The following is a 22266-nucleotide window of genomic DNA, read 5'->3' as shown; positions in this document are numbered from 1 at the left end:
CCGTAGCGGCAGGCTCTGGTCCTGGGATAGGACAGAACATGTTGACCGTGATGGAGGCAACTGGTGGCACACCGTAGGGGGAGGGTGGTGGCCGTGCTCGCGCTCATCGGCCTGGTGGGAATCGGGGCAGGTTGCACACGTGGTGACGGTGACGGGAAAGGCTCACCAACGCCGACGCCCGGCAACCAATCCAACTCTCCCGCCGAACCGGTTACGCCCGAGGATCTCGCGCTTGCTGCGTACCGCGGCATGTGGGCCGCCTACGACGAAGCCGGGCTGACGTCCAACCCGGACCATCCGGAGTTGGTCAGATTCGCGGCCGGCGATGCGCTGAAGGTCTTGAGAAGCGGCCTGCAGTCCGACCGTCGCGAAGGTCTGGTCGGGCGGGGCGAAGTCGTTGTGAATCCGTCGATCCAGTCCCTCACGCCCGCGTCCGCGCCGACCCAGGCGAAAGTCCGAGACTGCGCGGATACCTCCGGCGCGACCAGGGTGAGAGCGACTCCGAATGGCACTCCGTTCACCGACTCACCCGGCGGGCGCCGGCTGGTCAACGCCACCGTGAGCATGGTCGGCGAGAGCTGGAAGGTGACGTCCTTCGGGGTGCAGGGAGTCGGCTCGTGCTGAGGCTCCGGCCCCTGGCAGCTGTCGGTGTCATGCCCGCAGCCTGCTTCCTGGTTCTGCTGGTGGTTGCGTCTCCCGCACGGGCCGACAAATGGAAACCGGTGGACTGCGGCATAACCCCTGACGTGCCTGAATGTTCCGTCGAGGTGGGGACACCGCCCTCGGCCGGAAATGGGAACTCCGGGGACGACCTCAACGGCGGGTCGAACACCGGTGGCGGCTCCGGTGGTGGGCACGAGGGTGCGGACGGTTGTCGCTACGTCTTGATTGGTCGGGACGATCCGCCAGCGGGTGCCCCTGAGCCCGGAGCGTGGTATTCGCGCCACTGCGTCAGCGATGACGGGGCTTCGGCGACGCAGCCAGTGTGGATCGCGGACGCGCAGTCGCCGGATCCCGCGGTCTTGGCACGGTCTGCGATATCACGGCTGAATCTGCCTCTGCCGTCGATCCGAGCCAATCCCGCACCGCCGGCGGCTCAGCTGCTGAACGTGCCGACGTGGCTGTGGCTGGACGGCCCTTCGTATCGGGCACGGTCAGCGACTGCTTCGGTCCCCGGCCTGAGCGTGACGGCGACCGCCTCACCGGCCCAGGTGCGGTGGTCGACTGGTGACGGTGCGTCCTTCACCTGCTCGGGCGCGGGAATTCCGTGGAGCGCGGGCATGGATCCGGCAGCAGCGTCGAGTTGCAGCCACACCTACAAGGCCCCGTCGAGTGGCCAACCGGGCGGCGTGTACGAGGTGCGGGCGACGGTGACCTGGGAGATCGGCTGGGTCGGCGGCGGCACGTCGGGGTCGGTCGAACCAGTAACGACAACCGCCACGGTGCCGCTTCGGGTGCAGCGCTCGTCCGCGCTCAACGGGGCGGGCTGACCGATGGCAGTGTCGTTGACGAGAGCACCGGCCACGGCGGCGAACGGGCGATCGTCGTCCACACCTCCGCCCGTTGGGGTGCGCCGACGTTCACCGCGCAACGTGGTGCTGGGGCTGGTTCTCGCAATCGCGTGCTCACTGCTGTTCGCCGGCACCGCGTTGCGGACCGATCCGGCAACCCCGGTCCTGGCGCTGTCCCGCGACGTGGGGGCAGGCCAGACGATCCGGGACCCAGACTTGAAGGTCGTACGGATCGTGCCGGGCGACGCCGTGCAGGTGGTGGACGAATCGCAGCGCGAGACGGTCGTCGGTCGGACGGCCGCGGTGCCCCTGGTGGCCGGGAGCCTGTTGTCACCCGGCCAGATGGGTGGTTCGGCGTTCCCGCCGGTGGGCCAGTCGGTCATCGCTGTCGGCGTCAAGGCGGGCAAGGCGCCCGCCGGCATGACCGTGGGTTCGCGGGTGACCGTCCTGGTAGTGCCCCCGACAAGCAACGGATCTCCAGCTGTACAGCCGGTCCGGGCGTCGGCGTCGGTTTCCGCGATAGAAGTTCCCGACGCTGCTGGGCTGACGGCCGTGTCGCTCCTGCTGTCGTCGGACGCAGCACTGCAGGTCAGCGTCGCTTCGGGAGACGTATCGCTGATTCTGCAGGGCTCGGGCGGCTGAGCACCATGCTCATCGGGGTGACGAGCGCGAAGGGTTCGCCGGGAGCGACGACGCTCGCCCTGGGGCTGGCACTGCGGTGGCCCGAGCCAGGCGCCATTGTCGTGGAGGCGGACCCTGCGGGCGGCGACCTGATGGCGCGGTTCGGTCGGACCTACCACGATGGCGGGCGGGAGCCAGGGCTGGCGTCGATGGCCGCCGATGCCCGATCCGGGGCCGGCGTTCGGATGGATCCGTCTCGGTGGGTGCAACCATTGCCGTCCGGGGTGGACGTGGTCTTGGCGGAGCCTGGGGCCGCGGCGGCGAGCCTGCGGGCGTTAGCTGTGCGGGGACCTCGCATGCTGCGAGTGCTGGCCGCTAGCCGGCCAGTGGTAGTGCTCGACGTGGGCCGGTGGGAGCCGGCTTCGCCAGCGTCCGCGCTGCTATCGGCAGTGGACATCCTGCTGGTGGTGCTGAGGCCCGTACAGGATGAGGTACGGGTTGCGGATGTACGACTGAACGGCCCGACGGGCCGAACAATCCCATCAGTAAAAGGTAGAGACCTCAGCCAGGGACGCGAGCACGTCGAGCAGCTGACCGGGTTGGTCCGGGACGTACAGCTGGTGACCGTAGGCGGCGACGGGTGGCCGGCAGTGGAGGTGGCCGGAAGCCTTGGGCTGCCGCTGGCCGCGACCGTCCCGAACGACCGTCGCGGCGCCGGGATTCTGGCCGGACGCATGGTGCCCCGGCGCGGTTGGCAGTCGACGGGCTGGACTCGGTTGCCACTGCTACGGGCCTGTCGTGGCCTTGCACTGGACCTCGATCGGCACGCCAGTACCGAGACGCCCGTCGCGCCGGTGACGGAGCACGCCGGGGTGAGCGGCCGATGAACGCTCGGCATTCCGCTCCGGGGAACAGCATGGGCGTGGGGGGCGCCCACGCCCTGACCAGTGGCGAGCGAGACGTTCTCGATGCGTTACGAGCCACGGTCGCCGTCCGGCTACAGGTGTCGGTCGTCGGCGGAGCAGACAACGCGGGCGACGTCGACCTGTTGATATCCAACGCCCTGGACGAGTACGCGCGCGAAGCGTTGCACCGCGGGCAACCCCCGCTGAGTGAGATGGCCGAGCATCGGATTCGACAAGCGTTGCGCAACTCCTTCATTGGCGCCGGCGGGCTGCAACCGCTCCTCGACGACGAGGCGATCGAGACCGTCAACATCAACGGCTGCGACAACGTGCAGGTGCAATACCGCGACGGCCGACGTGCGCGGGTGGCCGCAGTCGCAAACTCCGATGCCGAGCTGATCGAGCAGTTGCGCGACATGGGCGCCCGGCTCGGAGCCCATGAGCGCCGATTCGACCCAGACGCCCCCGAACTCGCCATGCAGCTGCCTGACGGAGCGCGTTTGCACGCGATGCAGGTCATCAGCGACCGCGTCGCGGTGTCGATCCGTCGGCACCCGATGGTGAAGGTGAGCCTGGATGACCTGGTGGGGATGGGCGAGCTGACGCCGACGATGGCGGATCTGTTCACCGGCCTGGTGTTGGCCCGTCGGAACATCGTCATCAGCGGCGGCCCCGCCGCAGGAAAGACCACCTTCCTGCGAGCCCTCGCCTCGGCGATTCCCGCGCAGGAACGCCTCATCGTGATCGAGGACTCCCGCGAGCTGTCGCTGGACCCGCAGGTCCACCCGGACATGGTCTCGATGCAAGCACGGCAGGCAAACATCGAGGGCGTGGGCGAGTTCAGCCTGGATCAGTGCGTCCGCGCCGCGCTGCGGTTGACGCCGGATCGGGTCATCCTCGGCGAGGTTCGCGGGGCTGAGGTCGTGCAGATGGCCAAGGCGATGTCGATCGGGGTGGACGGGTCGATGGCTACGGTGCATGCCTCGTCGAGTTCGCAGGCGCTGCTGCGGATGACCACCTATGCGATGGAGCCCCCGGCGTCCTATCCGCGAAGTGCCGCCACGTCGCTGCTGGGCGAAGCCGTGCACATCGTCGTGCACTTGGACCGCACTCCCAATGGCCTTCGAGTGGTCTCCTCCGTTCGCGAGATCGTCGGCACTGACGGGGACCAGATCCTGTCCAACGAGGTATACCGGCCCGGTCCTGGCCGCCAGGCGGTACCGGCGACGAGGCTGCGGGACGAGACCATGGACCGGCTCGTCGATGTTGGCCTGGATCCTGCTGTCCTCGACCGTGACGGGTGGTGACACGGATGGCCATGCCGGTCGTGCTGCTTGTCGGACTACTCAGCGGCCTTGGCCTGTGGCTGATCGTTGACGGAGCCCGGCGGCGCGACCGTGACAGCCCTGCACCGATGGAGGGTTTGCTACGCCGAGCTGGTGCGGCCGTAACTCCCCTGCGGACCGTAACGGCGATCATCGCGGCGGTGGTCTCGGGGCTGGTAACCGGCTGGCTGGTCGGCGCGATCTTGGCTGGCCTGGCAGCGTGGAGCCTGCCCACGGTGCTGGTCGGGAACCGGGTTCATCAGCGTGAGCAGGAACAGCTGGAGGCGATCGCGGGCTGGACGGAAAGCTTGCGCGACACGCTGGCCGCGGCCGCTGGGCTGGAAGAGGCGATCGCCGCGACGGCCAGCACCGCGCCAGCGGCGATCCGACCGCAGGTCATCGCGCTGGCGGAGGCGATCGACGCTGGGGTCCGCCTGCCGGTCGCGCTGCGCGCGTTCGCCGCTGATCTCGATCATCCGACCGGGGACATGGTCGTGGCGTCGTTGCTGCTGGCGGCCACCAGGCAGGCTCGCAACCTCGCCGAGCAACTCGGCGCGCTCGCGGCAACCGCACGGGAGCAGGCCGCAGCACGGATGCGCATCCAGACCGAGTGGGCGACCACCCGCACGTCGGTGCGGATCATCATCGCGATCACCCTTGTCATGGCCGTCGGACAGGTGCTGCTCAACCGCACGTTCCTCGCTCCCTACGGCACTCTGGCCGGGCAGGTCGTACTCGCCATCGTGGGTGCGATGTTCGCCGTCGGGTTCATCTGGCTCAGCCGGATGTCCCGGGTCGACCGTGACGAGCGGGTGCTGGCCGGCGCCACTCCCCACCCCCAGGTGGTGACGAGGTGATCCGGGACGCGCTGCTGCTGGGGGCCGGTACCGGCACCGGGCTTACGCTGGTCCTGCTGGGTTTGCGTCCCAACCGACCTGCCCTGGTCGATGTGCTCGACGGCCTACGTCGTCCGGCGCCGCCGCCGATGACCGCCCGACAACGCCGTTATCAGGTGCTGGGGGCGCCCCTCGTACGCCTGGGCCTTCCTACCGCTCGCACCCGCAGCGACCTGGCAGTGCTGCAGAAGGACGTACCCACGTTCCTTGCCGAGCAGGCCGCGGCCATCGGGCTGGGGGTACTGGCGTTGCCCGTCCTGGCCGCACTGTGGGGTGTCGGTGGGCTGGTGCCGCTGTGGCTCGCCGGTTTGGGCGGACTGATCGGCTACCGATGGGCGGTCACCCGGGCCCGAGCCCAGGCCGAGAGGCGGCGTGCCCAGCTGCGCCACACCCTGTCGGTGATGCTCGACCTGGTCACCATCAGCCTGGCCGGTGGCGCCGGCGTGGAACAGGCCCTCGACGATGCGGCAAGCGTCTGCACCGGCTGGGCCGCCGAACAGCTGCGCGCCGCGCTACGCACCGCCCGGCTGACCCGGCAGCCCCCGTGGCGGCCCCTTGGCCAACTGGGCCTCGATACCGGAGTGAACGAGTTGGCCGAGTTGGCCGCCACGATGCAGTTGGCCGGGGCCGAAGGTGCCCGGGTCCGTGCTTCCCTCGCTGCCCGAGCCTCAGGGATGCGCGCTCGCACCACCGCCGCAATGGAATCCGCCGCTCGCTCGGCCGGCGTCCGGATGTCGCTACCCGTCATGCTCATCGCCGTCGGCTACGGCCTGTTTCTGCTGTACCCGGCCATCGCGGCCATCCGCACCGGCCTCTGAAACCGCATCCGTACGGAGCTCGAAGGAGTTGATCACCATGATCCGCCGCCTACGCGCCAACGTTGCCTACGGGCTCAGGGCCATCCGTGAGAATCCCGAACACGGAGCCGAGACCGTCGACACAATCATGTGGATCGCCATCTTCATCGTCGTCGTCGGCGGAATCGGCATGCTCTTCCGGGACACCGTTACGCAGTACTGGAACTCCCTGGTCATCACCATCGGCTTCTGAGAGTCACGACCATGGGGAGTCCGAGCAGGACCAGGCAGCACCTCCGCAGCAGACTCCGCGGCGACCGCGGCTCAGTCACGACCGAGACCGTCGGCTACACCGTCATCTTCCTGCTCGCGCTGACCGTGATCGTGCAAGCCGCCGTCTGGTCACTGGCCGATCAATCGGCCCGGCACGCCGCCAAGGAGGCACTTCAGGCGGCGCGGGTCTACGGGGCGACGGCCGAATCCGGCCGCAGCGAAGCCGCTGAAGTCCTGGCCGAGACCAACCCGGCCGGCATCGACGACATCCAGATCACCGTGGAGCGTGGGCCGGTCACCACAACCGTCACGATCACCGGCACGGCGAACCGTGTCGTTCCCGTGCCAGGGCTCACCGTGCCCATCGAGGTTCGGGCCCAGGCACCCACCGAAGATGTCCCACCCGTCAGCTGAGGCCGGACGGAAGGAGCGAGGCGTCGATGACGAAGCGCAGTAGAGCAGCACTGCGTCGGCGCTGTCTGTCCGGCGATTGCGGCTCGGTGTCGGTCGAGGTAGTCGGGCTCGTCCTGCCGGTCATGGTGATCGTGGCGATGCTGATCGTCGGCGCATGGCGGTTGTCGGCCACTCGCCTCGACGTACACGCCGCCGCCGCGTCCGCCGCCCGCGCCGCGTCCCAGCAGCGCACCGCCACTGCTGCGCAGTCCGCCGCCGAGGAAGCCGCCCGCGCCGACCTCGCCGGCCGGGCCCGCGGATGCACCCCGTTGACCGTTGTCACGGGCCTCGACGACTTCGACCGCGGCGGGTCGGTCACCGTCACCGTCACGTGCCACGTCTCCACCGATGACCTGATCGGCGTCAGCGCCCCGGGCGGCGCCGACACGACCGCGACCGCCAGGGCCCCACTGGACACATATTCGGAGATCGTTCCGTGAGCCGCCCCTGGTTGGAGACGGTCCGCCGCCAACTACGCGAAGACCGCGGCTCGGGCACCGGCTGGGCAGCCGGCATGTTCCTCGTCGGCATGCTCGCAGCCGCACTGATCATCGACGGCGGTGCCGCCATGACGATGCGCGTCGACGCCCGCCACGTCGCCCAAGAGGCCGCACGGGCCGGAGCAGACCGTATCGATCTACTCCTGCTCCGCACCGCCGGCACCGTACAACTCGACCCGGTTCTGGCCGAAGCCGCGGCGACCGAATACCTCGCCCAGGTCGGAGCCACCGGCACCGTCTCCGCCACCACGACGTTGGTCACGGTCACCGTCACCAAGACCGGACCCACGCCGCTACTCGCCGCCATCGGGATCACCACCGTCACCGTCTCGACCACCGAGCGCGCCGAACCCGTGACCAGCTAGACCACCGTGAAGGGGGTGCCATGAACGTCACCGCGGCGCTCGGCCGGCTCCTCACCCGCCTCGCCAGCGCAACCGCGCTGCTGTCCATCACCGTCGGCATCCCCTACGGTCTCGCCGCCCACATCGGTTGGCCCCTCCCCCGCGCCGTCCCGCGTGACACCGCCGGCTGGCAGGCATGGCTGACCGCCGGCTTCACCGACACGATGGCGGTCAACCTGCTGGCCATCGCCCTGTGGCTGCTCTGGGCCGTGTTCACCGCCAGCCTCCTCGCCGAGGCGATCGCCGGAATTCGCGGCCTGCCCATGCCGAGACTGCGCGGCTTTACGTCCGTACAGACTCTGGCAGGTTGGCTGCTCTCCGGACTCACTGCCGGGGTCGTCGCCACCGCCACCGTCGCGCCGGCTACGGCGACTCCTCCGCCATTGCCCGCGGTCGTGCCGGCCGCGGCGCACGCCACCCCGGTGGTGCTTGTCGGCAACGCTGCGACGGGCCCAGCCAAGGTCGGTATCGAGCAGCAACCGCCGATCCTCTGCGCTGGCGAACACAACGTTCTCATCGAAGGCAACAGCTACGTGTACGTCGTCCAACGCAACGAGAGCCTCTGGGTCATCGCCGAGAAGTGCCTCGACGACGGCAACCGTTGGCCCGAGATCTGGCAGCTCAACCGCGGCCGACATTTCGAGGTCGGGGGCACTTTGCGAGCTCCCCGCCTGATCCAACCCGGCTGGGACCTACGGATGCCAGCCGACGCCGTCCCGCCGCCAGCCACCGATCCGGCACCCTCCAAACCCGCCCGGCCGCCGAGTGCCGGCCCGGTGCCAGCATCACCGGGCCCTGCCACGTCGACAGCCCCACCCATGTCGACACCGTCAACCTCGACTGCTGAGGATCCGGACGGTGTGGTCGAGCCGGCACCGGGCATGCCGGCGTCATCGGGTCCGGCGTCGACCCCAAGCAGCGCAAGCCCGACGACGCCCAACCAGAGCGACGCCGTTCGGCCCCCGGGCGAGCATCGCGGCGTGGGCGTACCGGGTGGATGGGTGAGCATCGGACTGGCCGCTGCACTGGCCGCCGCCTCGTCGATCGTGTGGCTACGCCGACGCACCCGCTACAACCCCATCGCCGACATCGACCCAGCCACCGATCCCACCCTGCAGCCCCTGCCGGCCGTGATCAGCCGGCTACGCCGGGCCGTCCGTGAGCAGGCACCCGAACTATTGGCACCCCCGCCGCCACAACCCACAGTCCGTGACCTCGCGGGCGCCGAGCGGCCGCCGCTGGCACCGATCGGACCGTCCGGACCGCAACTGGCCGGACTACCCGACCACCCACGCGGAGGCCTCGGCCTCACCGGACCAGGTGGAGCCGACGCCGTCCGCGCGATGCTCGTGGCGACGCTCTCCTCCGGCGGTGTCCACGACCCGGACGCCCGCGGGCAGGTGGTGATCCCCGCGACGGTCCTCGCCGACCTGCTCGGCGGCACCGCAATCACCGATCTGGTCGGTGCCTTACCTCGGCTGCGAGTCACCGCCGGACTCGACCACGCCCTGACCTACGTCGAAGAACAGATCATCCACCGCACACGTGCCGTCACCGACGCCGACGTCATCGATGTCGCCGCGCTCCACAACGCCGACCCGCACCACGATCCCCTTCCGCCGATCACACTGATAGCCGACATCCCCGACACCGCAATCCGGGCCCGGCTATCCACCGCGCTACATCTGGGCCACCCCCTGGCCATCAGCGCAGTCATCGCCGGCCAGTGGCCGCGCGGCACCACCCTGACTGTTGCGAGCGACGGCACCACCACCAGCAACGAGCCGGGACAGACCCCCAAGCTGTCGGTCCTAGACCCCGACACCACTCTGCAGCTGCTCACCGTCATTCGCGAGGCACACACCGGAGAGCCGCCCCCTCCCCCGCCCAGCGACCCGACGCCCGAAGGGCCGGGCTCCACGAGCAATGGCGACAACACATCCACGGTAGAGACCACCGCGAGCCCAGCACCGCCAGTCAGGCCAACCGCACCCACTGAACCTGACCGAGCGAGCGGGAAGCGGCAGTCACGGGTACGCGTCCAGGTCCTCGGCCGGCCGATCATCTTCGGCGCCGACGGAAATCCCGTCCCAGGCGTCCGCCGAGCCAGCTACGAACTCCTCACCTACCTCGCCGTTCACCGTCAAGGTGCGGAGATCGCCGACATCGAGGTAGCGATGACGCCGGATGCCACCCCGCGCCGCGCCCGCGACCGCCTGTCCACCAACGTCGCCAACCTCCGCAATCGGCTGACCCACGCCACCGGACTCGACCCCAGCGCGGTAAGCGATACCTTCAAACCGGTCGTCAACCCTGGTGGGCGCTACTACCTCGACCCGGCCCTGCTCGACGTCGACTGGTGGCGCGTCCTCGACGCCGTCAGCTGCGCCGGCGCGACAACCGACCGGGACGCCCAGCGCGCGGCGCTCGACGACGCAGTCAGCAACTGGAACGGCCTGCTCTACGACGACAGCTTCGAATGGATGGACGGGCCACAGCACAGATGCAGGCAGGCCGGCGTCAACATCCACGCCCGACTCGCGGTTCTGCTCGCCGACACAAACCCCGGGCGAGCCCGAACCCTTCTCGACACTGCCTGCGACATCGACCCAATCAACGAGGAGGTCGCCCGCCTCGCCATGAACGCTCAGGCCACCGTCGGCGACACCGCAGCCATCAAGGCGCGGCTGGCAGCACTTACCTCGGCGCTTCAGGAAATCGACGAGGACGTCTCCGACGAAACCCATCGACTCGCACGTCGGCTACTCGACACATCCCTACCGCACATCGACGGACAGTCGGACTGAGAGTCCACCAGGTCGAGACCGACCATATGTCAAGTCAGGACACTGGCAGGTCGAACCTACGTCCCATTCCGAACTCCGGTGCCCGTCGGCGACCAAGGTGAGCTTCCCCGCCAGTCATACGGCCGGTTGCGACCTGCGGTAGGTGAACAGCGGTGGAACCACTCGCGGCGTGCCGCCGAGCGCGTCGAAGGCATCCTGGCCCGCGTCTCGCAGTCGCGATCCGCGGCGGACCAGGCCCCCAACGGCCTGCCGCGGATCGCGATGCTGGTCGATCGTTGAGTGCTGCCGAGGGCTGCACCCTCGCGCATCGATGTGGCTTTCGATAACGTGTCGATCACAACGGGTGGGGTGGGGGTTTGGATGGCCGAAGGCAACCACGACGAGCCGGACCCGGCGCGGATCGTCGACCGTGCTCAGTTCGCCGGCGCGCTCACCGCGCAGCGCGAGCAGGCAGGGCTGACCGGAAGTAGATCAGCGTGTGTCCGGTGGCAACTTGTCTAGCCAACGGGTAAGCAAGGCCGCAGTGTCCCGATCGCCGCTGTCGGTAAACGCTTCGATAGCCCGTTTCCAATTGCTACGGACCTCGTCGAAACGCCCAACCCTTCCCAGAGTCGCGCCGAGGTTGCCCAGCGCCCAACCTTCGCCGTGTCGGTCGCCGATCTCGCGAAAGATGGTCTCAGCCTGCCGCTGAGCACTGATCGCCTCGTCAAAGCGCCCGACCCCTTGCAGGGCCTCGCCGAGGTTGCCCAGTGCGCGCCCTTCGCCGTGTCGGTCGCCGATCTCGCGAAAGATCTCGGGGGCCTGTTGGTGGGCGGTGATCGCCTCGTCAAAACGCCCGACCCCTTGCAGGGACGCGCCGAGAGTATCCAGCGCCCAGCCTTCGCCGTGTCGGTCGCCGATCTCGCGAAAGATGGTCACAGCCTGCCGCTGAGCACTGATCGCCTCGTCAAAACGCCCGACCCCTTGCAGGGACGCGCCGAGGTTGCCCAGCGCCCGGCCTTCGCCGTGTCGGTCTTTAGCCACCTTGCAGATCGCAAGATCCTGCTGATGGGCGATGATCGCCTCGTCAAAGCGTCGGACTTCCATCAGAGCCAAGCCGAGGTTGCCCAGCGTCCGCCCCTCGCCGTGTCGGTCGCCGGTTTCCCGGAAGATCGTGGCAGCCTGCTGCTGAGCACTGATCGCCTCGTCGAAACGCCGAGTCTCCCGCAGGGCTTCGCCGAGGTGGCACAGCGTCCGCCCTTCGCTGTGCCGGTCGCCGGTTTCCCGGAAGATCGTGGCAGCCTGCTGCTGAGCACTGATCGCCTCGTCGAAACGCCGGACTTCCTTCAGGGCCAAGCCTAGGTTGCCCAGCACAATCCCTTCACCGTTCCGGTCACCTACCTCGCGGACGACGGCGATGGCTCCCAGGTGGATGGTGATCGCTTCGTCGAACCGCCGTACCTGTAGCAGCGCCACACCGAGGTTGTTCAGCGCGCTGCCTTCACTGTGCCGGTCACCGGTCTCGCGATAGATCTGGATGGCAGTGCCGGTGATCTTGATCCAGTCATCGAAGAAGCGGCGGAAGTTGAGAAACTGGCTGAGTTCGGACGCAAGGTCGGTGCTGATGTCGGGATGTCCCGTCGCGGCCGCCCTGGCGCAGGCGGCGAGCAGGTTGGGGCGTTCGTCGTCGAGCCAGGCCAGCGCGACGGTGCGGTCGCCAAATCGGGGAGACACTGGGGCGGGTCCTGGCTGTATGTGAGTGTTGGCGTCCCGGGTGGTGGTGCGGTAGTGCTCCAGCAGGCGGACGCCGGCACGTTCCCTTTGGTCGGGAGCAGTGTCAGGGTGCTCGCCGGCGTACAGGCGGACCAGGTCGTGGAGTCGCCACCGTCCCCAAGTGTGGCCGGCCTCGATGAGGTGGGCGCGGGCCAGGTCTTGCAGGATCTGTTCGGTGGCTTGCGGGTCGAGGCCGGCGAGGTGGGCGGCGGCCTCGGTGCCGAGGTCGGGGCCGGGGTTGATCGGCAGCAGCCGGAACAGGGTGGCTTGCTGGTCGCTGAGGTTCTGGTAGGACAGATCGAACGCGGCCCGTACGGCCCGGTTCTCGCGGCTGAGCTGGTCCAGGCGGGTGTGCTCGGCTTCCAGGGCCTGGGCCAGGGAGGCTACTGGCCGGGTGGGGTGGTCTGCCAGCAGCGCCGCGGCGATGCGTAACGCCAAGGGCAGTCCCGCACACAGGTCGGCGACCCGTGTGGCGGCGTCGGCCTGATCGTGGATCCGGGTGTCTTCCGGACCCCGCGCCTGATGCAGCGCTTCGGCCAGCATATGCACAGACGCCGCCCGGTCCAGCACGTCCAGATCGTGCAGGCGGGCGCCGACGTCCAAGGTATGCCGCGATGTGATCAACACCGCGGTGTCCCCGTCGCTGGGCAGCAGCGGAACGACCTGGTCGGCGGTAGCAACGTTGTCGATCACGAGCAGGATCCGCCGACCCTGCCTGGCGAACGCGGCGAGCAAGCTGCGGAACAGCCGGCTCCGGTCAGCCTCTGTGGCGGGGATGTTCTCGCCTGGCAGCCCAAGTGCCTGCAATAGCCTGAGCAGGGCTGCTTCGGCGGCCATGCGCCGTTGTGGGTCGTAGCCGAACATATCGACGAACAGGACACCGCCAGGGAACCAGCCGGTCTCCTTCGCCGCCCGGCTGGCGGTCTGGACGACCAGTTCGGTCTTACCGATCCCGGCCAGCCCCGCCACCGCGGATACCAGCACTGGTCCGCTCTCGCCGTGAGGGGCTAGAGCCAGCATCAGCAGGCGGACCTGCTCGTCCCGGCCGGTGAACGTCACCGATGCCGGCGGTAATCCGGACAGCGCCGGCTCCACTGTGGGCGGCAGCACCACGGTGATGGTGTGGCCTTGCACCACATGGTTGAAGAACACACCACCGGTGATGGTGTTCGACACCGCCGACTCGTCCTTGATGTTCATGTCGTCGGTCCGGCACCTGGTACCGGGCCGGTACCGGTACCAGGCTGTGCCGAAGACAAGCCGGTGATGTCGCGGGCCTGTACGGCCGGCTGGTGGAAGGTGCCCCCGCTAATCGTGTTTCGCACGTCGCCGGCACCGGCTTGCTGGGTCGGGGGCGGGCCGGCTGGTGGTGCCGGCGAACCGATCGACAGACCGATGATGTCGCGGGCCTGTACCGCCGGCTGATGGAAGGTGCCCCCGCTGATCGTATTGCCCACGGTCCTGCCGCCGCTCGGCGGCGGCGCGGTCGGAGGGGTCAGGGACCGGCGGGTCAGCGCGGCGCTGTAGATCGCCACCGCCAGGCCGAGCACACCGACGAAGAACCCGAGCACACCCGACCATCGGTTGGCGTCCTCGACGCCGGTGACGCCGAAGAACACTCCGACGCCAGTCACGCCGAGCCCTGCGACGATCCCAGCCACCCACCCGACGATCTTCCAACCACGTCCTGTCACCCCACCATCATCAACCGTCACACCGGCGTGGGGATCCCCGCATTGGGTCGCCTCCGCGACACCGACTGGCTCGCCGCACACGGCCATCCATTCACCTGCCTGCGTTGCGGCCTGTCAGCCAGGAAGACCTTCGGTCCGCAGCGACGTAAGCTGGCGTGCCAAGATCATGTGCACGCTCATCGACAGATCCGCGCAGGCACTACCAGCAGTGCAGTTGACGCTTCCATCGTTACGCAACGCTACTTTTGGTGGCCGACAGGTCAGCCCGGCGCTCCAAGGCCGGCACTCAGACCATCTGGATCGCCGAAAACTGCCATCCTCGTCGGGGGCACGGGTCCCTCATGGAATTGGCGCAAGCGCCAACCCGGGGCGCCACGTCTATGAGACGGCCGGCCACTTATGGGGACCGGCAAAGAGGCCGGCTACCCCAACGGCGCACCTAATTTGATCATGAATGGAACCGGATCTATGGCCCCTCCCACACTGGCATCACCGTTGGCGTGGACCTCGAAGTGGAGGTGCGGCCCGGACGAATGGCCGGTCGAGCCGACGACACCGATGGGCTGGCCGACCACGACATGGTCGCCGACCTCGATCCGCGGTGGTTCGTCCATATGGCAGTACCGGGTGATGATCCCGCCGTCGTGATCGATGTCTACGTACCAGCCGCAACCGCTGGTGAGGCCCGGGTCTCCGTCCCGGTCGCAGCCCCAGTTGCTGCCGTCACGGTTGTCGATAGCGTTGCAGCGCACCCGGCTGACGATGCCGGCGGATGCGGCTCGGATCACGGTGCCGCGTGACGCACTGAGGTCGACACCGTCGTGACCCGGCCGGCCTGCGGTGCGGAAGCCCGAGCCGACAGGCGCGAGGACTGGCTGGGTCCAGGGCCCGCTGGCGCCGCCACAGCTGGCCAGCCGCCCAGTTGGCAGTGAACTCTCGCCTCTGGTGATCGTGCCGAGAAGTTGAGTGGCTTCCGGCTCCCACTTGGCGTACGCGTCGGGATAGGCACTGACTTGCACACGTTGGGCCGCCTCGGTAAGCGGCATGGTCTGCCAGCCGGGGATCGTCATCAACTTGGCGTAGAACCGACCGGCGGCGTAGGTGGGGTCGAGGAGTTGCGCGACGGTTCCCCATCCTTGGCTGGGTCGTTGCTGGAACAGTCCGACGGAATCCCGGTCGCCGCGGGGAAGGTTGCGTAGCGTCGATTCCTGCATCGCGGTGGCGACGGCGATCACCCACCCTCGAGTGGGCACGCCCTTGCTGGCTCCGGCGGCGGCGATGACGGCAGCGTTGGCTACCTGATTGCGATCCCACCGGCCGATAGCGGGCCACCCACCGGGCGGCGCTGGGGCGAGCGATCGGCCGGGTGTCGCACCAGGGCCGCAGCCGGCAGCAGAGCCTCTCAGCAGGAGGCCGGTGCCCGCGAGGCAGACGAATACCACCGTGACGACGGCAGCGAGCAGGGTGGCGAGCATTCGACGACTCACCACCGGCTCCAGCACTCAGGTCGCCTGGTGGTGCGGAGACGTGTCTTGATGGTCATGTTTCCTCCACTGGTGAGCAGTCGCCGCGCGCCAAGGAGCTAATCCCGGCGCGTCCGGCGAGTCGAAGGGGTCTGGCGCTGTGACGAGCAGGTCTGCAAACGCAAAAAGGGCCGCATATGCGGCACCAGGAGGTGCAGATCGGGTTCGAGCGGGCGGGCATCGACAGCCGGAAGACAGGCCGGACGCGGATCCCGGGCAGGCTGAGCAGAATTGGTTCGGCGGATCCGGCTCCGGCGGGAGTCCATGGGCTCGAGGACCCGGCGGGTCGCTCTTCGACCTCGAGAACTGGGTCCGCCCAGGTATGGCCCGGGCCGGCCCCTCTGCCCCTCTACTCAAGTAGGGATGACCCCACCACCGGGACAGAGGGGTACCGACCGGGGTGGTCAGGCGGAGCCGACCCTCATTGGCACTCAGGGCCCAGAAATCGAGGGTGCCGCCGGTACTTCGGGCGGGTTGTCGTGGCTCCCGTTGCGGGAGCCCAGTTCGGCCAGCCGGCGGGCGATTGGGACGGGGTGGTCGAGCATGCCGACCTGGCCGGCGCGCCGGATCGCCTGGACTGAGCGCACATCGAAGTTGTGTCGCTGCGCGAGGGCACGAAGGTCGGTCTCGCCGTCCTTCATGTCCGCCCAGACGGCCTGCCAGCGACGGTAGCGGTCGGCATTCACGGGGATGCGGCGGATCAGGTCGACCGGCCACGGCTGTTCGAGGTCTTCGCCGGACTCGTGGTCATCGCCGTCGGGCCGCGACACGTCAGGGTCATCCCGCGACACGTCAGGGTCATCCCGCGACACGTCGGGATCGTGTCGCGAAACGTCGTCCGGCCGGTTGTCGTCGTCCGGCGCTCGCCCGGCGATCTCCGGCTCGCTGAGGTGTCGCTCGCCGCTCGCCTGCGGCTCAGGTTCCTCATCACGCTGCACCGGACTGGCGGTGGGGTGTTCGAGCATCCGCGACAGCATTTTGATCGCGGCGATGAGTGCAACCGCGGGCCAGCCGGCGATGATCCGGGCGATGACGTCGTCCTCAGCGATGAGGATGTTCGCACCGAGGCTGACGACACCGCCGGCGGCGAGGGCGATCCACGGGAACGCGCCGGAGGGGCGGCCGGCCCGTCGATCGGCGAGGATCGCCAAGGTGGCGACGACCTCGATGCCGTCGACCGTCAGCGGGAAAGCGTGTGCCTTCCAGCCGTGCTCACCGCGCGATTCGGCGAGTTCGCGGAGGTGGTCGTAGCTGACCGCGCCGGCGACACCGGCCAGTCCGAGGGTGGTCAGGGTGGCTGCAGTGGTGATGACGAGGTCGGTCAGGGACCGTCGCGGTCCGACCGGGCGGGCGGTTCGCCGAAGTACGACGTCAATTGCCGTGACGGCAACGGCGACGGCGATGCCCACGAGGACGAGTCGGATGTCCATCAGCGACCCTCCCGTCGTAGCGACGGTGGGAACCTGGTCTCACGGGTAGTTCGGACGACACAGCGTGGAGTGTCGGGTGTCGAGACACACCCTTGCCAGGGCATCGTCCAGCCCCCGGTGCCGACTGCGGGGCCGCTGTCCTCCGGGCGGTCCGGGGTCGGACCGACCCCGTGTCGACACGGGGTCGCGGCGCTAGGCAGGCGGGGCGCGGTGGCGACGAGCTGGCCACGCGTTCGGGTGATCGATCGCATCAGGTTTGCGCCTTCCAGAAGGGCGGTGCCGGCGCCCGAGAGGCGCCGGCACCGCACATCGGTGTGATCCGGCGCCCAGGGGCGCACCTGGTGGTGCGTCACCCGGGGTGCGGGCGTGGAGTACGCGGGCGTTAGTCGGCGCCGAAGTCGTACTCGCGGTGGTCGACGGGCACCACGTCGACCGCGCGGATCTTGTCGGTGTGCGCGCGTGCGACCTCGAGGCGGTCCAGGTCGTTCGCTACGACGTCGACCGCGAGAGAGATGGCACCTCGTGGGTCGAGGGCCTTGACTTCGACGACGAGTGGCACCACGAAGATGATCCGATAACGGGAACCTCGCTCGCCGCTGACGTTGCTGGTCAGTGGCGTCTCGTCGAGCGCGCGCAGCCGCAGCTGCCACTGTTTGGTCGGGTGGACGGATGCATCCCGTAGGCAGCGAAGTTCGACGCGCAGGAGGCGCTCTGCGGCGGCTACGGACTCGTCGCTGCTGGCCGCGTCGGTCTCGACGGCGAGCGGGGTGTGAACAGTGGCTTCGAAGTGGGTCCGCAATGGCGGGGGCATGGTCAGGTAGCGCATGGCGTCGTTCGCGTCTGGAACGGTCAAAGCTCCGGTGTTGACCGCGAAGATGATCCAGCGCCGAACCAGGTCGACGAACTGCCGGTAGCGTTCCTCAATGGCCGCGCTGCTGTCGCGGATCTCGTGATCAGCCAGGGTGAGTGCGCCACGAAGCGCGGCGATCAGATCGGTGTCGGCTTGCCGGACGAGGACCATCTGTTGGGCGACGAGGTCGGCGGCGGCGCGGACAGCGTCCACGTCGGGGGCGACGGTGCGGGAGTGCTGGAAGCCGGCATACAGCAGGTCGAGGATCTCCTCGGCGCGCCAACGGGCCTGCTGCACCACGGTGGCGGCGGCCGAGTCAGTGGGTGGGTTGATCACGGTGCTGCTCCCCTCCTGATCGCGGCAGATCATCGGCGGTCGGTGTGCTGGGCAGCCCAGCTCTGCCAGTCCTCGAGGACTGACGGGGGGATGCCCGCGCGGAGCCCATCGAGGACGAGCAGTGCCATCCCGTAGCTCGGATCGGCGGTCAGCGCGCGATGCGCCGCGATGTCGGCCAGCGCACCATTCCCCTGCAGCCAGGCAGTGAAGGCCAGCAGGCTGGCTGGCGCCGCGACCAGGTCCGGGTCGACGCGCCGGGTGAGGTCCCGCCACAGTTCGAGGTGCCACCCCTCGCGGCTGGTGGTCAGCCAGGCATGGTCCCGAACGGTGATGGTGCTGAGCAGCGTGGTGAGCCAGGCGACCTCGTCATCCGTGCACCGCTGGCCGCTCCGGTACCGGTTGGCCGCCTCCGTCAACGCTGCCTTTCCTTCGGCCTCGACGGCGCTCAGACTGGCCGGTAGGTCCGCCAGCCGTCGGCGGGCGCGGGCGGTCGCTTCGGTCATGGCAGCACGGAGGGCAGCGCCTGCGGGTGCGATGGAGGCCGCCAGGCTTGCGCGGTCCGCGAACGGGCTGGATCCGGATACCACAGCCCGCACCGACACTGGGCTGGCGACCGCGTCGAACGGCGTGCCCTCGGGTGAGCAGCACGTCGGGTTGTCGCACAGGTAGGACCAGTACCTGCCATCGGTGACGCGTAGCGCGTCGTACACCTGCAGGCCGGCGACGGTGAGTACCGCACGGGCAGCATCGACCGCCGGCGTAGCGAGATCTTCTGGCCCGTAGGCGGCGATCACGACATGGGTCGCGTGGACCTGGTCGAGGGCCGGCAACGCCTGTGCGATGTCGTCCAGTCCAGCGGGCAGATCTCCCCGGGTGACAAGGGCGACCTTCGCCCCGGCGATCGCGATCAGGACGATGCTGTTTGTCGGGTGGAATCCGACCAGGTGCGGCACGGCGGCGAGCATCTCTGCGGCCGAACGCACCGGCAGGATGGAGTTGTCGGGGCTGGTCATTGTGTTTCCTTCCGATTCGGATTCACCACGCGAGAGCGGGTGGATTGGAGTGGGACTGCGCGGCCTGATCGAGTTCGGTCAGGTGTTGGCGGACGCGTATGGCTCCGCCGGGAGCGCGCCCGAGCGCGAGCGTGTGTTCCCGGTCCGGGTACGCATGGAGGTGCGCGTCGACGGCTGCGCGCAGAGGGATGCCTTGTCGCCGGATGAAGCCAGGCGAGCATGCCCCCGACGCACTGCCGTCGGCGCGAGCGGAATCACGGCCGGGGCGGGGTGATCTCCACGTGCAGGTCCCCGGTGAACCCGGTGGCGAAGGTCATCCGCAGTCGGTTCATGTCCAGGCGCTGAATTTCTCGAAGTCCGTTGCGGTCGGTCATCCAGCGTGAGCAGCGCATGGCATTGCCGATTTCCGCGACGACCAGATCGAGGTCTGGCGCGATCGGCGGAATCGGATCCAGACCCAGGTGACGGCGGCTGTCGGCGGCCCAGATTTCGTCGGTAGTGATCCAGTGACCGTCGCGGTGTCGGAACTCCACAGCGTCGGCGGGCGCGTTCTGTGCCCGGGCCAGGTCGAGCAGATAGGCCAGGTAGTCGGGGGCAGAGCCGCGCATGCGGCCCCAGGCACGGATGTACGGGTAGTCCTCGTTACGGCCAGAGGCGTCGTCAGTCATCGAGGTTGGTCCCTTCAGAGCGAGCAGCCCGGGACCGCGAGCGGCGATCCCGGGCTGCAAGGTCGGCTTTTGTGTGCTGGCCGGCACCGCCCGCAGCCACGGCCGGGACGCAGCGCCTGGTCGTGCGATTGCACAGCGGGGCGGCATTCGCTTGGGCCAGTGGAGGGGGTGCGAGGTACCCCGTAGGTCTGGGCGTTCGGCTCACGGCACCTGCTACTGTGTGTTGCAGGCCGTCAGCGACGCCATGCTTCCTTGGCGCCCTCTACGCGGAGCGCTTCAACCGCGGCGACGACTGCAGCCTCGATCGTGTCGAACGATGCTGCGCGCGCCCCGCCGTCGATGTAGAGCGGGAAGTCGACCCCGGTGGCGCGGTTGTGGACGCGTACGTACCAGCCGAATTTGCCGTCGGGTGGGGACAGGTAGCTGGTGGCGTTGACAGCCGGTGCATCGATGGCGACGACGCACCGGGCACCGTCGGTCTGGTGGCGGCGGGCGGCCCACCCCTCCGGGACCAGCCGTTGCGCCTCAGGCAGATGCTCGTCAACGAGGTCGACGGAGTGGGCAATGTCCCGCTCGTTCTCCGCCGCGCACCGACGATGTTCGTGATCGGCGAAGCTGACCCACGTGCCGGACCCGGCATCGATGACGAGGTACGTTTCGCAGGCTTCACACCACGGCAGGCCGTGGCGCCGCAGTCTGCTGAGGGTCTGGCACCGCGAGCAGACGATGTCAGTCATGAACCTGACCCCGCGCTGGCTCCTCCTCCGCAGCATCCGGCTGATCGTGGCCATGGACGTGGACTGGTAGGGGTGGGAAATCGCTGAGGCGTCCGTGCCCTTCGGCGACCTGCTCGATGGCCGCGATGATCAGGGCAGCGACCTCCGTCGGGCTGGTGTGGTCCGGCACCGCAATGGTCCAGACCCCGTCGTCGGGGCCAATATGGAACTCGCTCGTGTCGGCGACCGGCTCCCGATGATCGGGTCTTGCGAACCAGCCGGGGCCGGCGGTGACCGCCCAGCGGGCGTCCCCGTTCTGTTCGGTGTGTTGGCTTCCGGCGTAGATGGTGGCGGTATTCCCACCCGAGTTGTCGATGTGTGCGTGATGGCCATGTCTGACGATCTCGACGACCACGGCCTGCATGTCGAAGCGGGTGGGCTGCTGCCCGTCGTTGAAGGCGTCGCGCAGTTCGGCAAGCAGGCCGTCGTCGATCTGCTCCGGCAGCACGCCACACTGGCTACGTCGGGCGGCCGCCCAGAGTTCGTCGTCGGTGGGCAGCGGGGTGCCGTTTCTAGCATTGATTTCACCCGCTGCCCTGACGAGCTCGAGCAGGTCGAGCCAGTTCGGGAAGGCGTTCATGTCGTCGTTCGCTCGGGTGAGCGTCGCTCGGCCAGGTGTCCGACGACGTCGGTGACGTCACGGACCAGACGCACCCGCGGCGTCTCGCGCAGCGCCTCGTGACAGCCGACGGAAAGGGCGGAGGTCACCGGACCGGGCACCGCCATCACAGGTCGGCCGAGGGCATCGGCCTGCGCCAGGACGGCCCGGGCTCCGCTGCGGAGGGCGGCCTCCACGAGCACACATCCGCCGGTCATCGCCGCCAGGTAGGCCCCGTTGACGGCGATGCGGCTTCGGTACGGTGCGCTGCCGGGCGGCCAGGCGCTGATGAGAGAGAGCCGCTCGAACAGCGCTGAATTGCCCTGCGGATGGGGACGGTCGAGTCCAGCGGGATTGATCGCGACGGCCAGGTGTCCAGCCGTCAGTGCGCCGCGAAGCGCTGCGGCGTCGACGCCGTACCCGCCGGTGTTGAAGATGGTCCACCCGTTCTCGGCGAGACCGTGGCCAAGTTCCGCGGCGACATGCTGCCCGTAACTGGTGGCCGCGCGGGCTCCGACTACCGCAACAGACCCGTGCAGCGTTTCTACGAGGGGCTGTGCGCCGCGAACCCACAGGCACGGCGGTGGGGCGGGCAGCCGGACATCGTCGTCGGTGGCGTCGCGGTGCTGGTTCAGGTCCTCCAGCGCCGTGGGCCACTCCGCGTCCTGCGGGATGACGATCCGCGCGCCGATCCGTTCGGTGTCGACAACGATCCTGGTGGCGGTCTGGCGCAGACCGGCTGCGCCCAACTGTTCGGCAGCTGCGGAACGTGCCTCAGCCTGCGGCAGGTGGCCGGCGATCAACCGGTGGAGGACCGGCTCCGGGCCCTCGTCGTGGATCATCGTGTGGACGAGTCGGTCGCCGACAATGGTCAGCCGGGCCAGGACAGCGCGGGCGATTCTTGGGTCGTCGATGGTGCTCATGTCAGCTTCTGTCTCCTTCCGTGTCAGGGGGTGCGTGGGCTGGCGACGCCAGGCCATGCATCCCTTGGGAAAGTTGTTGGGCCTGGGCGCGGCACTTCGCCGCGCCCAGGCGCAGTCATCTCGGGATCGCCGGGGTACGGCCGGCGGAGGTCTGGGTCGAGGTGCGCAGCATCGTCAGAGGCGGCAGGTGGAATCAGCGCGAGCTCAACCT

At 68.8% G+C, this 22266-nt stretch carries 21 protein-coding genes; 10 read left to right on the top strand and 11 right to left on the bottom strand.

What is annotated here, in order from left to right:
• The first annotated feature begins 93 nt into the window (after positions 1-93).
• Complete coding sequence (locus ACFYP0_RS14695; RefSeq protein ID WP_386996203.1) at positions 94-624, top strand: hypothetical protein; 531 nt, start codon at positions 94-96, stop codon at positions 622-624.
• A 691-nt stretch (positions 625-1315) separates the two neighbouring features.
• On the opposite strand, the gene ACFYP0_RS14690 is transcribed toward ACFYP0_RS14695, so the two are convergent.
• Entirely contained in the window at positions 1316-1552 is a 237-nt protein-coding gene (locus tag ACFYP0_RS14690; RefSeq protein ID WP_358126978.1) for a hypothetical protein, read from the bottom strand.
• A gap of 40 nt (positions 1553-1592) precedes the next feature.
• On the opposite strand from ACFYP0_RS14690, the gene ACFYP0_RS14685 reads away from it, so the two are divergent.
• The 9 genes from ACFYP0_RS14685 (at position 1593) to ACFYP0_RS14645 (ending at position 10492) form a co-directional block, all read left to right on the top strand.
• Positions 1593-2153, top strand: coding sequence for an SAF domain-containing protein (locus ACFYP0_RS14685; protein WP_386996201.1), 561 nt, complete (start codon positions 1593-1595; stop codon positions 2151-2153).
• Between the two features lie 862 nt (positions 2154-3015).
• Entirely contained in the window at positions 3016-4344 is a 1329-nt protein-coding gene (locus ACFYP0_RS14680) for a CpaF family protein (RefSeq protein ID WP_386996199.1), read from the top strand.
• A 5-nt stretch (positions 4345-4349) separates the two neighbouring features.
• Positions 4350-5219 (top strand): type II secretion system F family protein, encoded by an 870-nt coding sequence (locus ACFYP0_RS14675; protein ID WP_386996197.1) that lies wholly within the window; start codon positions 4350-4352, stop codon positions 5217-5219.
• Positions 5216-6076, top strand: coding sequence for a type II secretion system F family protein (locus tag ACFYP0_RS14670; RefSeq protein ID WP_386996194.1), 861 nt, complete (start codon positions 5216-5218; stop codon positions 6074-6076). Before ACFYP0_RS14675 ends, ACFYP0_RS14670 begins: the two co-directional genes overlap by 4 nt.
• A 37-nt stretch (positions 6077-6113) precedes the next feature.
• Positions 6114-6308: a hypothetical protein gene (locus ACFYP0_RS14665; RefSeq protein WP_357108127.1), complete on the top strand. Its 195-nt coding sequence runs from the start codon at positions 6114-6116 to the stop codon at positions 6306-6308.
• Between the two features lie 11 nt (positions 6309-6319).
• Positions 6320-6742, top strand: a complete 423-nt coding sequence (locus ACFYP0_RS14660; RefSeq protein WP_386996191.1) for a TadE/TadG family type IV pilus assembly protein — start codon at positions 6320-6322, stop codon at positions 6740-6742.
• A gap of 26 nt (positions 6743-6768) precedes the next feature.
• A complete protein-coding gene (locus ACFYP0_RS14655; RefSeq protein WP_386996189.1) occupies positions 6769-7221 on the top strand; it encodes a TadE/TadG family type IV pilus assembly protein in 453 nt (150 codons plus the stop codon).
• The gene (locus tag ACFYP0_RS14650) at positions 7218-7646 is read left to right on the top strand and encodes a pilus assembly protein TadG-related protein (RefSeq protein WP_386996187.1); all 429 of its coding nucleotides are present in this window, start codon (positions 7218-7220) and stop codon (positions 7644-7646) included. Before ACFYP0_RS14655 ends, ACFYP0_RS14650 begins: the two co-directional genes overlap by 4 nt.
• A 20-nt stretch (positions 7647-7666) precedes the next feature.
• Positions 7667-10492: a BTAD domain-containing putative transcriptional regulator gene (locus tag ACFYP0_RS14645; protein ID WP_386996184.1), complete on the top strand. Its 2826-nt coding sequence runs from the start codon at positions 7667-7669 to the stop codon at positions 10490-10492.
• Between the two features lie 471 nt (positions 10493-10963).
• Here ACFYP0_RS14645 and ACFYP0_RS14640 read toward each other — a convergent pair whose 3' ends face one another.
• From ACFYP0_RS14640 to ACFYP0_RS14595, 10 genes are all read right to left on the bottom strand, one after another.
• The gene (locus ACFYP0_RS14640; RefSeq protein WP_386996182.1) at positions 10964-13444 is read right to left on the bottom strand and encodes a tetratricopeptide repeat protein; all 2481 of its coding nucleotides are present in this window, start codon (positions 13442-13444) and stop codon (positions 10964-10966) included.
• Positions 13441-13938 (bottom strand): hypothetical protein, encoded by a 498-nt coding sequence (locus ACFYP0_RS14635; RefSeq protein WP_386996179.1) that lies wholly within the window; start codon positions 13936-13938, stop codon positions 13441-13443. The genes ACFYP0_RS14640 and ACFYP0_RS14635 overlap by 4 nt, the downstream gene beginning before the upstream one ends.
• Before the next feature lie 422 nt (positions 13939-14360).
• Complete coding sequence (locus tag ACFYP0_RS14630; protein WP_386996598.1) at positions 14361-15425, bottom strand: M23 family metallopeptidase; 1065 nt, start codon at positions 15423-15425, stop codon at positions 14361-14363.
• Positions 15426-15892: 467 nt separating this feature from the next.
• Positions 15893-16870, bottom strand: a complete 978-nt coding sequence (locus ACFYP0_RS14625) for a DUF2637 domain-containing protein (RefSeq protein WP_386996177.1) — start codon at positions 16868-16870, stop codon at positions 15893-15895.
• A 403-nt stretch (positions 16871-17273) separates the two neighbouring features.
• A complete protein-coding gene (locus ACFYP0_RS14620) occupies positions 17274-18077 on the bottom strand; it encodes a hypothetical protein (protein WP_386996175.1) in 804 nt (267 codons plus the stop codon).
• A 29-nt stretch (positions 18078-18106) separates the two neighbouring features.
• On the bottom strand, positions 18107-19090 hold the full coding sequence (locus ACFYP0_RS14615; RefSeq protein WP_386996173.1) for a DUF4192 domain-containing protein: 984 nt from the start codon (positions 19088-19090) through the stop codon (positions 18107-18109).
• 254 nt (positions 19091-19344) lie between these two features.
• Positions 19345-19758, bottom strand: coding sequence for a hypothetical protein (locus tag ACFYP0_RS14610; RefSeq protein WP_386996171.1), 414 nt, complete (start codon positions 19756-19758; stop codon positions 19345-19347).
• A 233-nt stretch (positions 19759-19991) separates the two neighbouring features.
• Entirely contained in the window at positions 19992-20495 is a 504-nt protein-coding gene (locus ACFYP0_RS14605) for a hypothetical protein (protein ID WP_167944790.1), read from the bottom strand.
• Positions 20488-21114, bottom strand: coding sequence for a hypothetical protein (locus ACFYP0_RS14600; protein ID WP_386996168.1), 627 nt, complete (start codon positions 21112-21114; stop codon positions 20488-20490). The genes ACFYP0_RS14605 and ACFYP0_RS14600 overlap by 8 nt, the downstream gene beginning before the upstream one ends.
• Positions 21111-22055, bottom strand: a complete 945-nt coding sequence (locus tag ACFYP0_RS14595) for a DNA-processing protein DprA (RefSeq protein ID WP_386996166.1) — start codon at positions 22053-22055, stop codon at positions 21111-21113. Before ACFYP0_RS14595 ends, ACFYP0_RS14600 begins: the two co-directional genes overlap by 4 nt.
• Positions 22056-22266: the final 211 nt, after the last annotated feature.

The organism is Micromonospora arida (assembly GCF_042873195.1).
Taxonomy (GTDB): Bacteria; Actinomycetota; Actinomycetes; order Mycobacteriales; family Micromonosporaceae; genus Micromonospora; species Micromonospora arida.
The sequence above is the reverse complement of the archived record's forward strand: the minus strand, read 5'-3'. Positions and strand labels throughout refer to the sequence as shown.

What these genes read in the sequence shown, in the direction of transcription:
- ACFYP0_RS14605 (WP_167944790.1), bottom strand. Translation starts at nt 20,495, where the DNA reads ATGACTGACATCGTCTGCTCGCGGTGCCAGACCCTCAGCAGACTGCGG.
- ACFYP0_RS14660 (WP_386996191.1), top strand. Translation starts at nt 6,320, where the DNA reads ATGGGGAGTCCGAGCAGGACCAGGCAGCACCTCCGCAGCAGACTCCGC.
- ACFYP0_RS14610 (WP_386996171.1), bottom strand. Translation starts at nt 19,758, where the DNA reads ATGACTGACGACGCCTCTGGCCGTAACGAGGACTACCCGTACATCCGT.
- ACFYP0_RS14615 (WP_386996173.1), bottom strand. Translation starts at nt 19,090, where the DNA reads ATGACCAGCCCCGACAACTCCATCCTGCCGGTGCGTTCGGCCGCAGAG.
- ACFYP0_RS14665 (WP_357108127.1), top strand. Translation starts at nt 6,114, where the DNA reads ATGATCCGCCGCCTACGCGCCAACGTTGCCTACGGGCTCAGGGCCATC.
- ACFYP0_RS14595 (WP_386996166.1), bottom strand. Translation starts at nt 22,055, where the DNA reads ATGAGCACCATCGACGACCCAAGAATCGCCCGCGCTGTCCTGGCCCGG.
- ACFYP0_RS14675 (WP_386996197.1), top strand. Translation starts at nt 4,350, where the DNA reads ATGGCCATGCCGGTCGTGCTGCTTGTCGGACTACTCAGCGGCCTTGGC.
- ACFYP0_RS14680 (WP_386996199.1), top strand. Translation starts at nt 3,016, where the DNA reads ATGAACGCTCGGCATTCCGCTCCGGGGAACAGCATGGGCGTGGGGGGC.
- ACFYP0_RS14640 (WP_386996182.1), bottom strand. Translation starts at nt 13,444, where the DNA reads ATGAACATCAAGGACGAGTCGGCGGTGTCGAACACCATCACCGGTGGT.
- ACFYP0_RS14645 (WP_386996184.1), top strand. Translation starts at nt 7,667, where the DNA reads ATGAACGTCACCGCGGCGCTCGGCCGGCTCCTCACCCGCCTCGCCAGC.
- ACFYP0_RS14655 (WP_386996189.1), top strand. Translation starts at nt 6,769, where the DNA reads ATGACGAAGCGCAGTAGAGCAGCACTGCGTCGGCGCTGTCTGTCCGGC.
- ACFYP0_RS14600 (WP_386996168.1), bottom strand. Translation starts at nt 21,114, where the DNA reads ATGAACGCCTTCCCGAACTGGCTCGACCTGCTCGAGCTCGTCAGGGCA.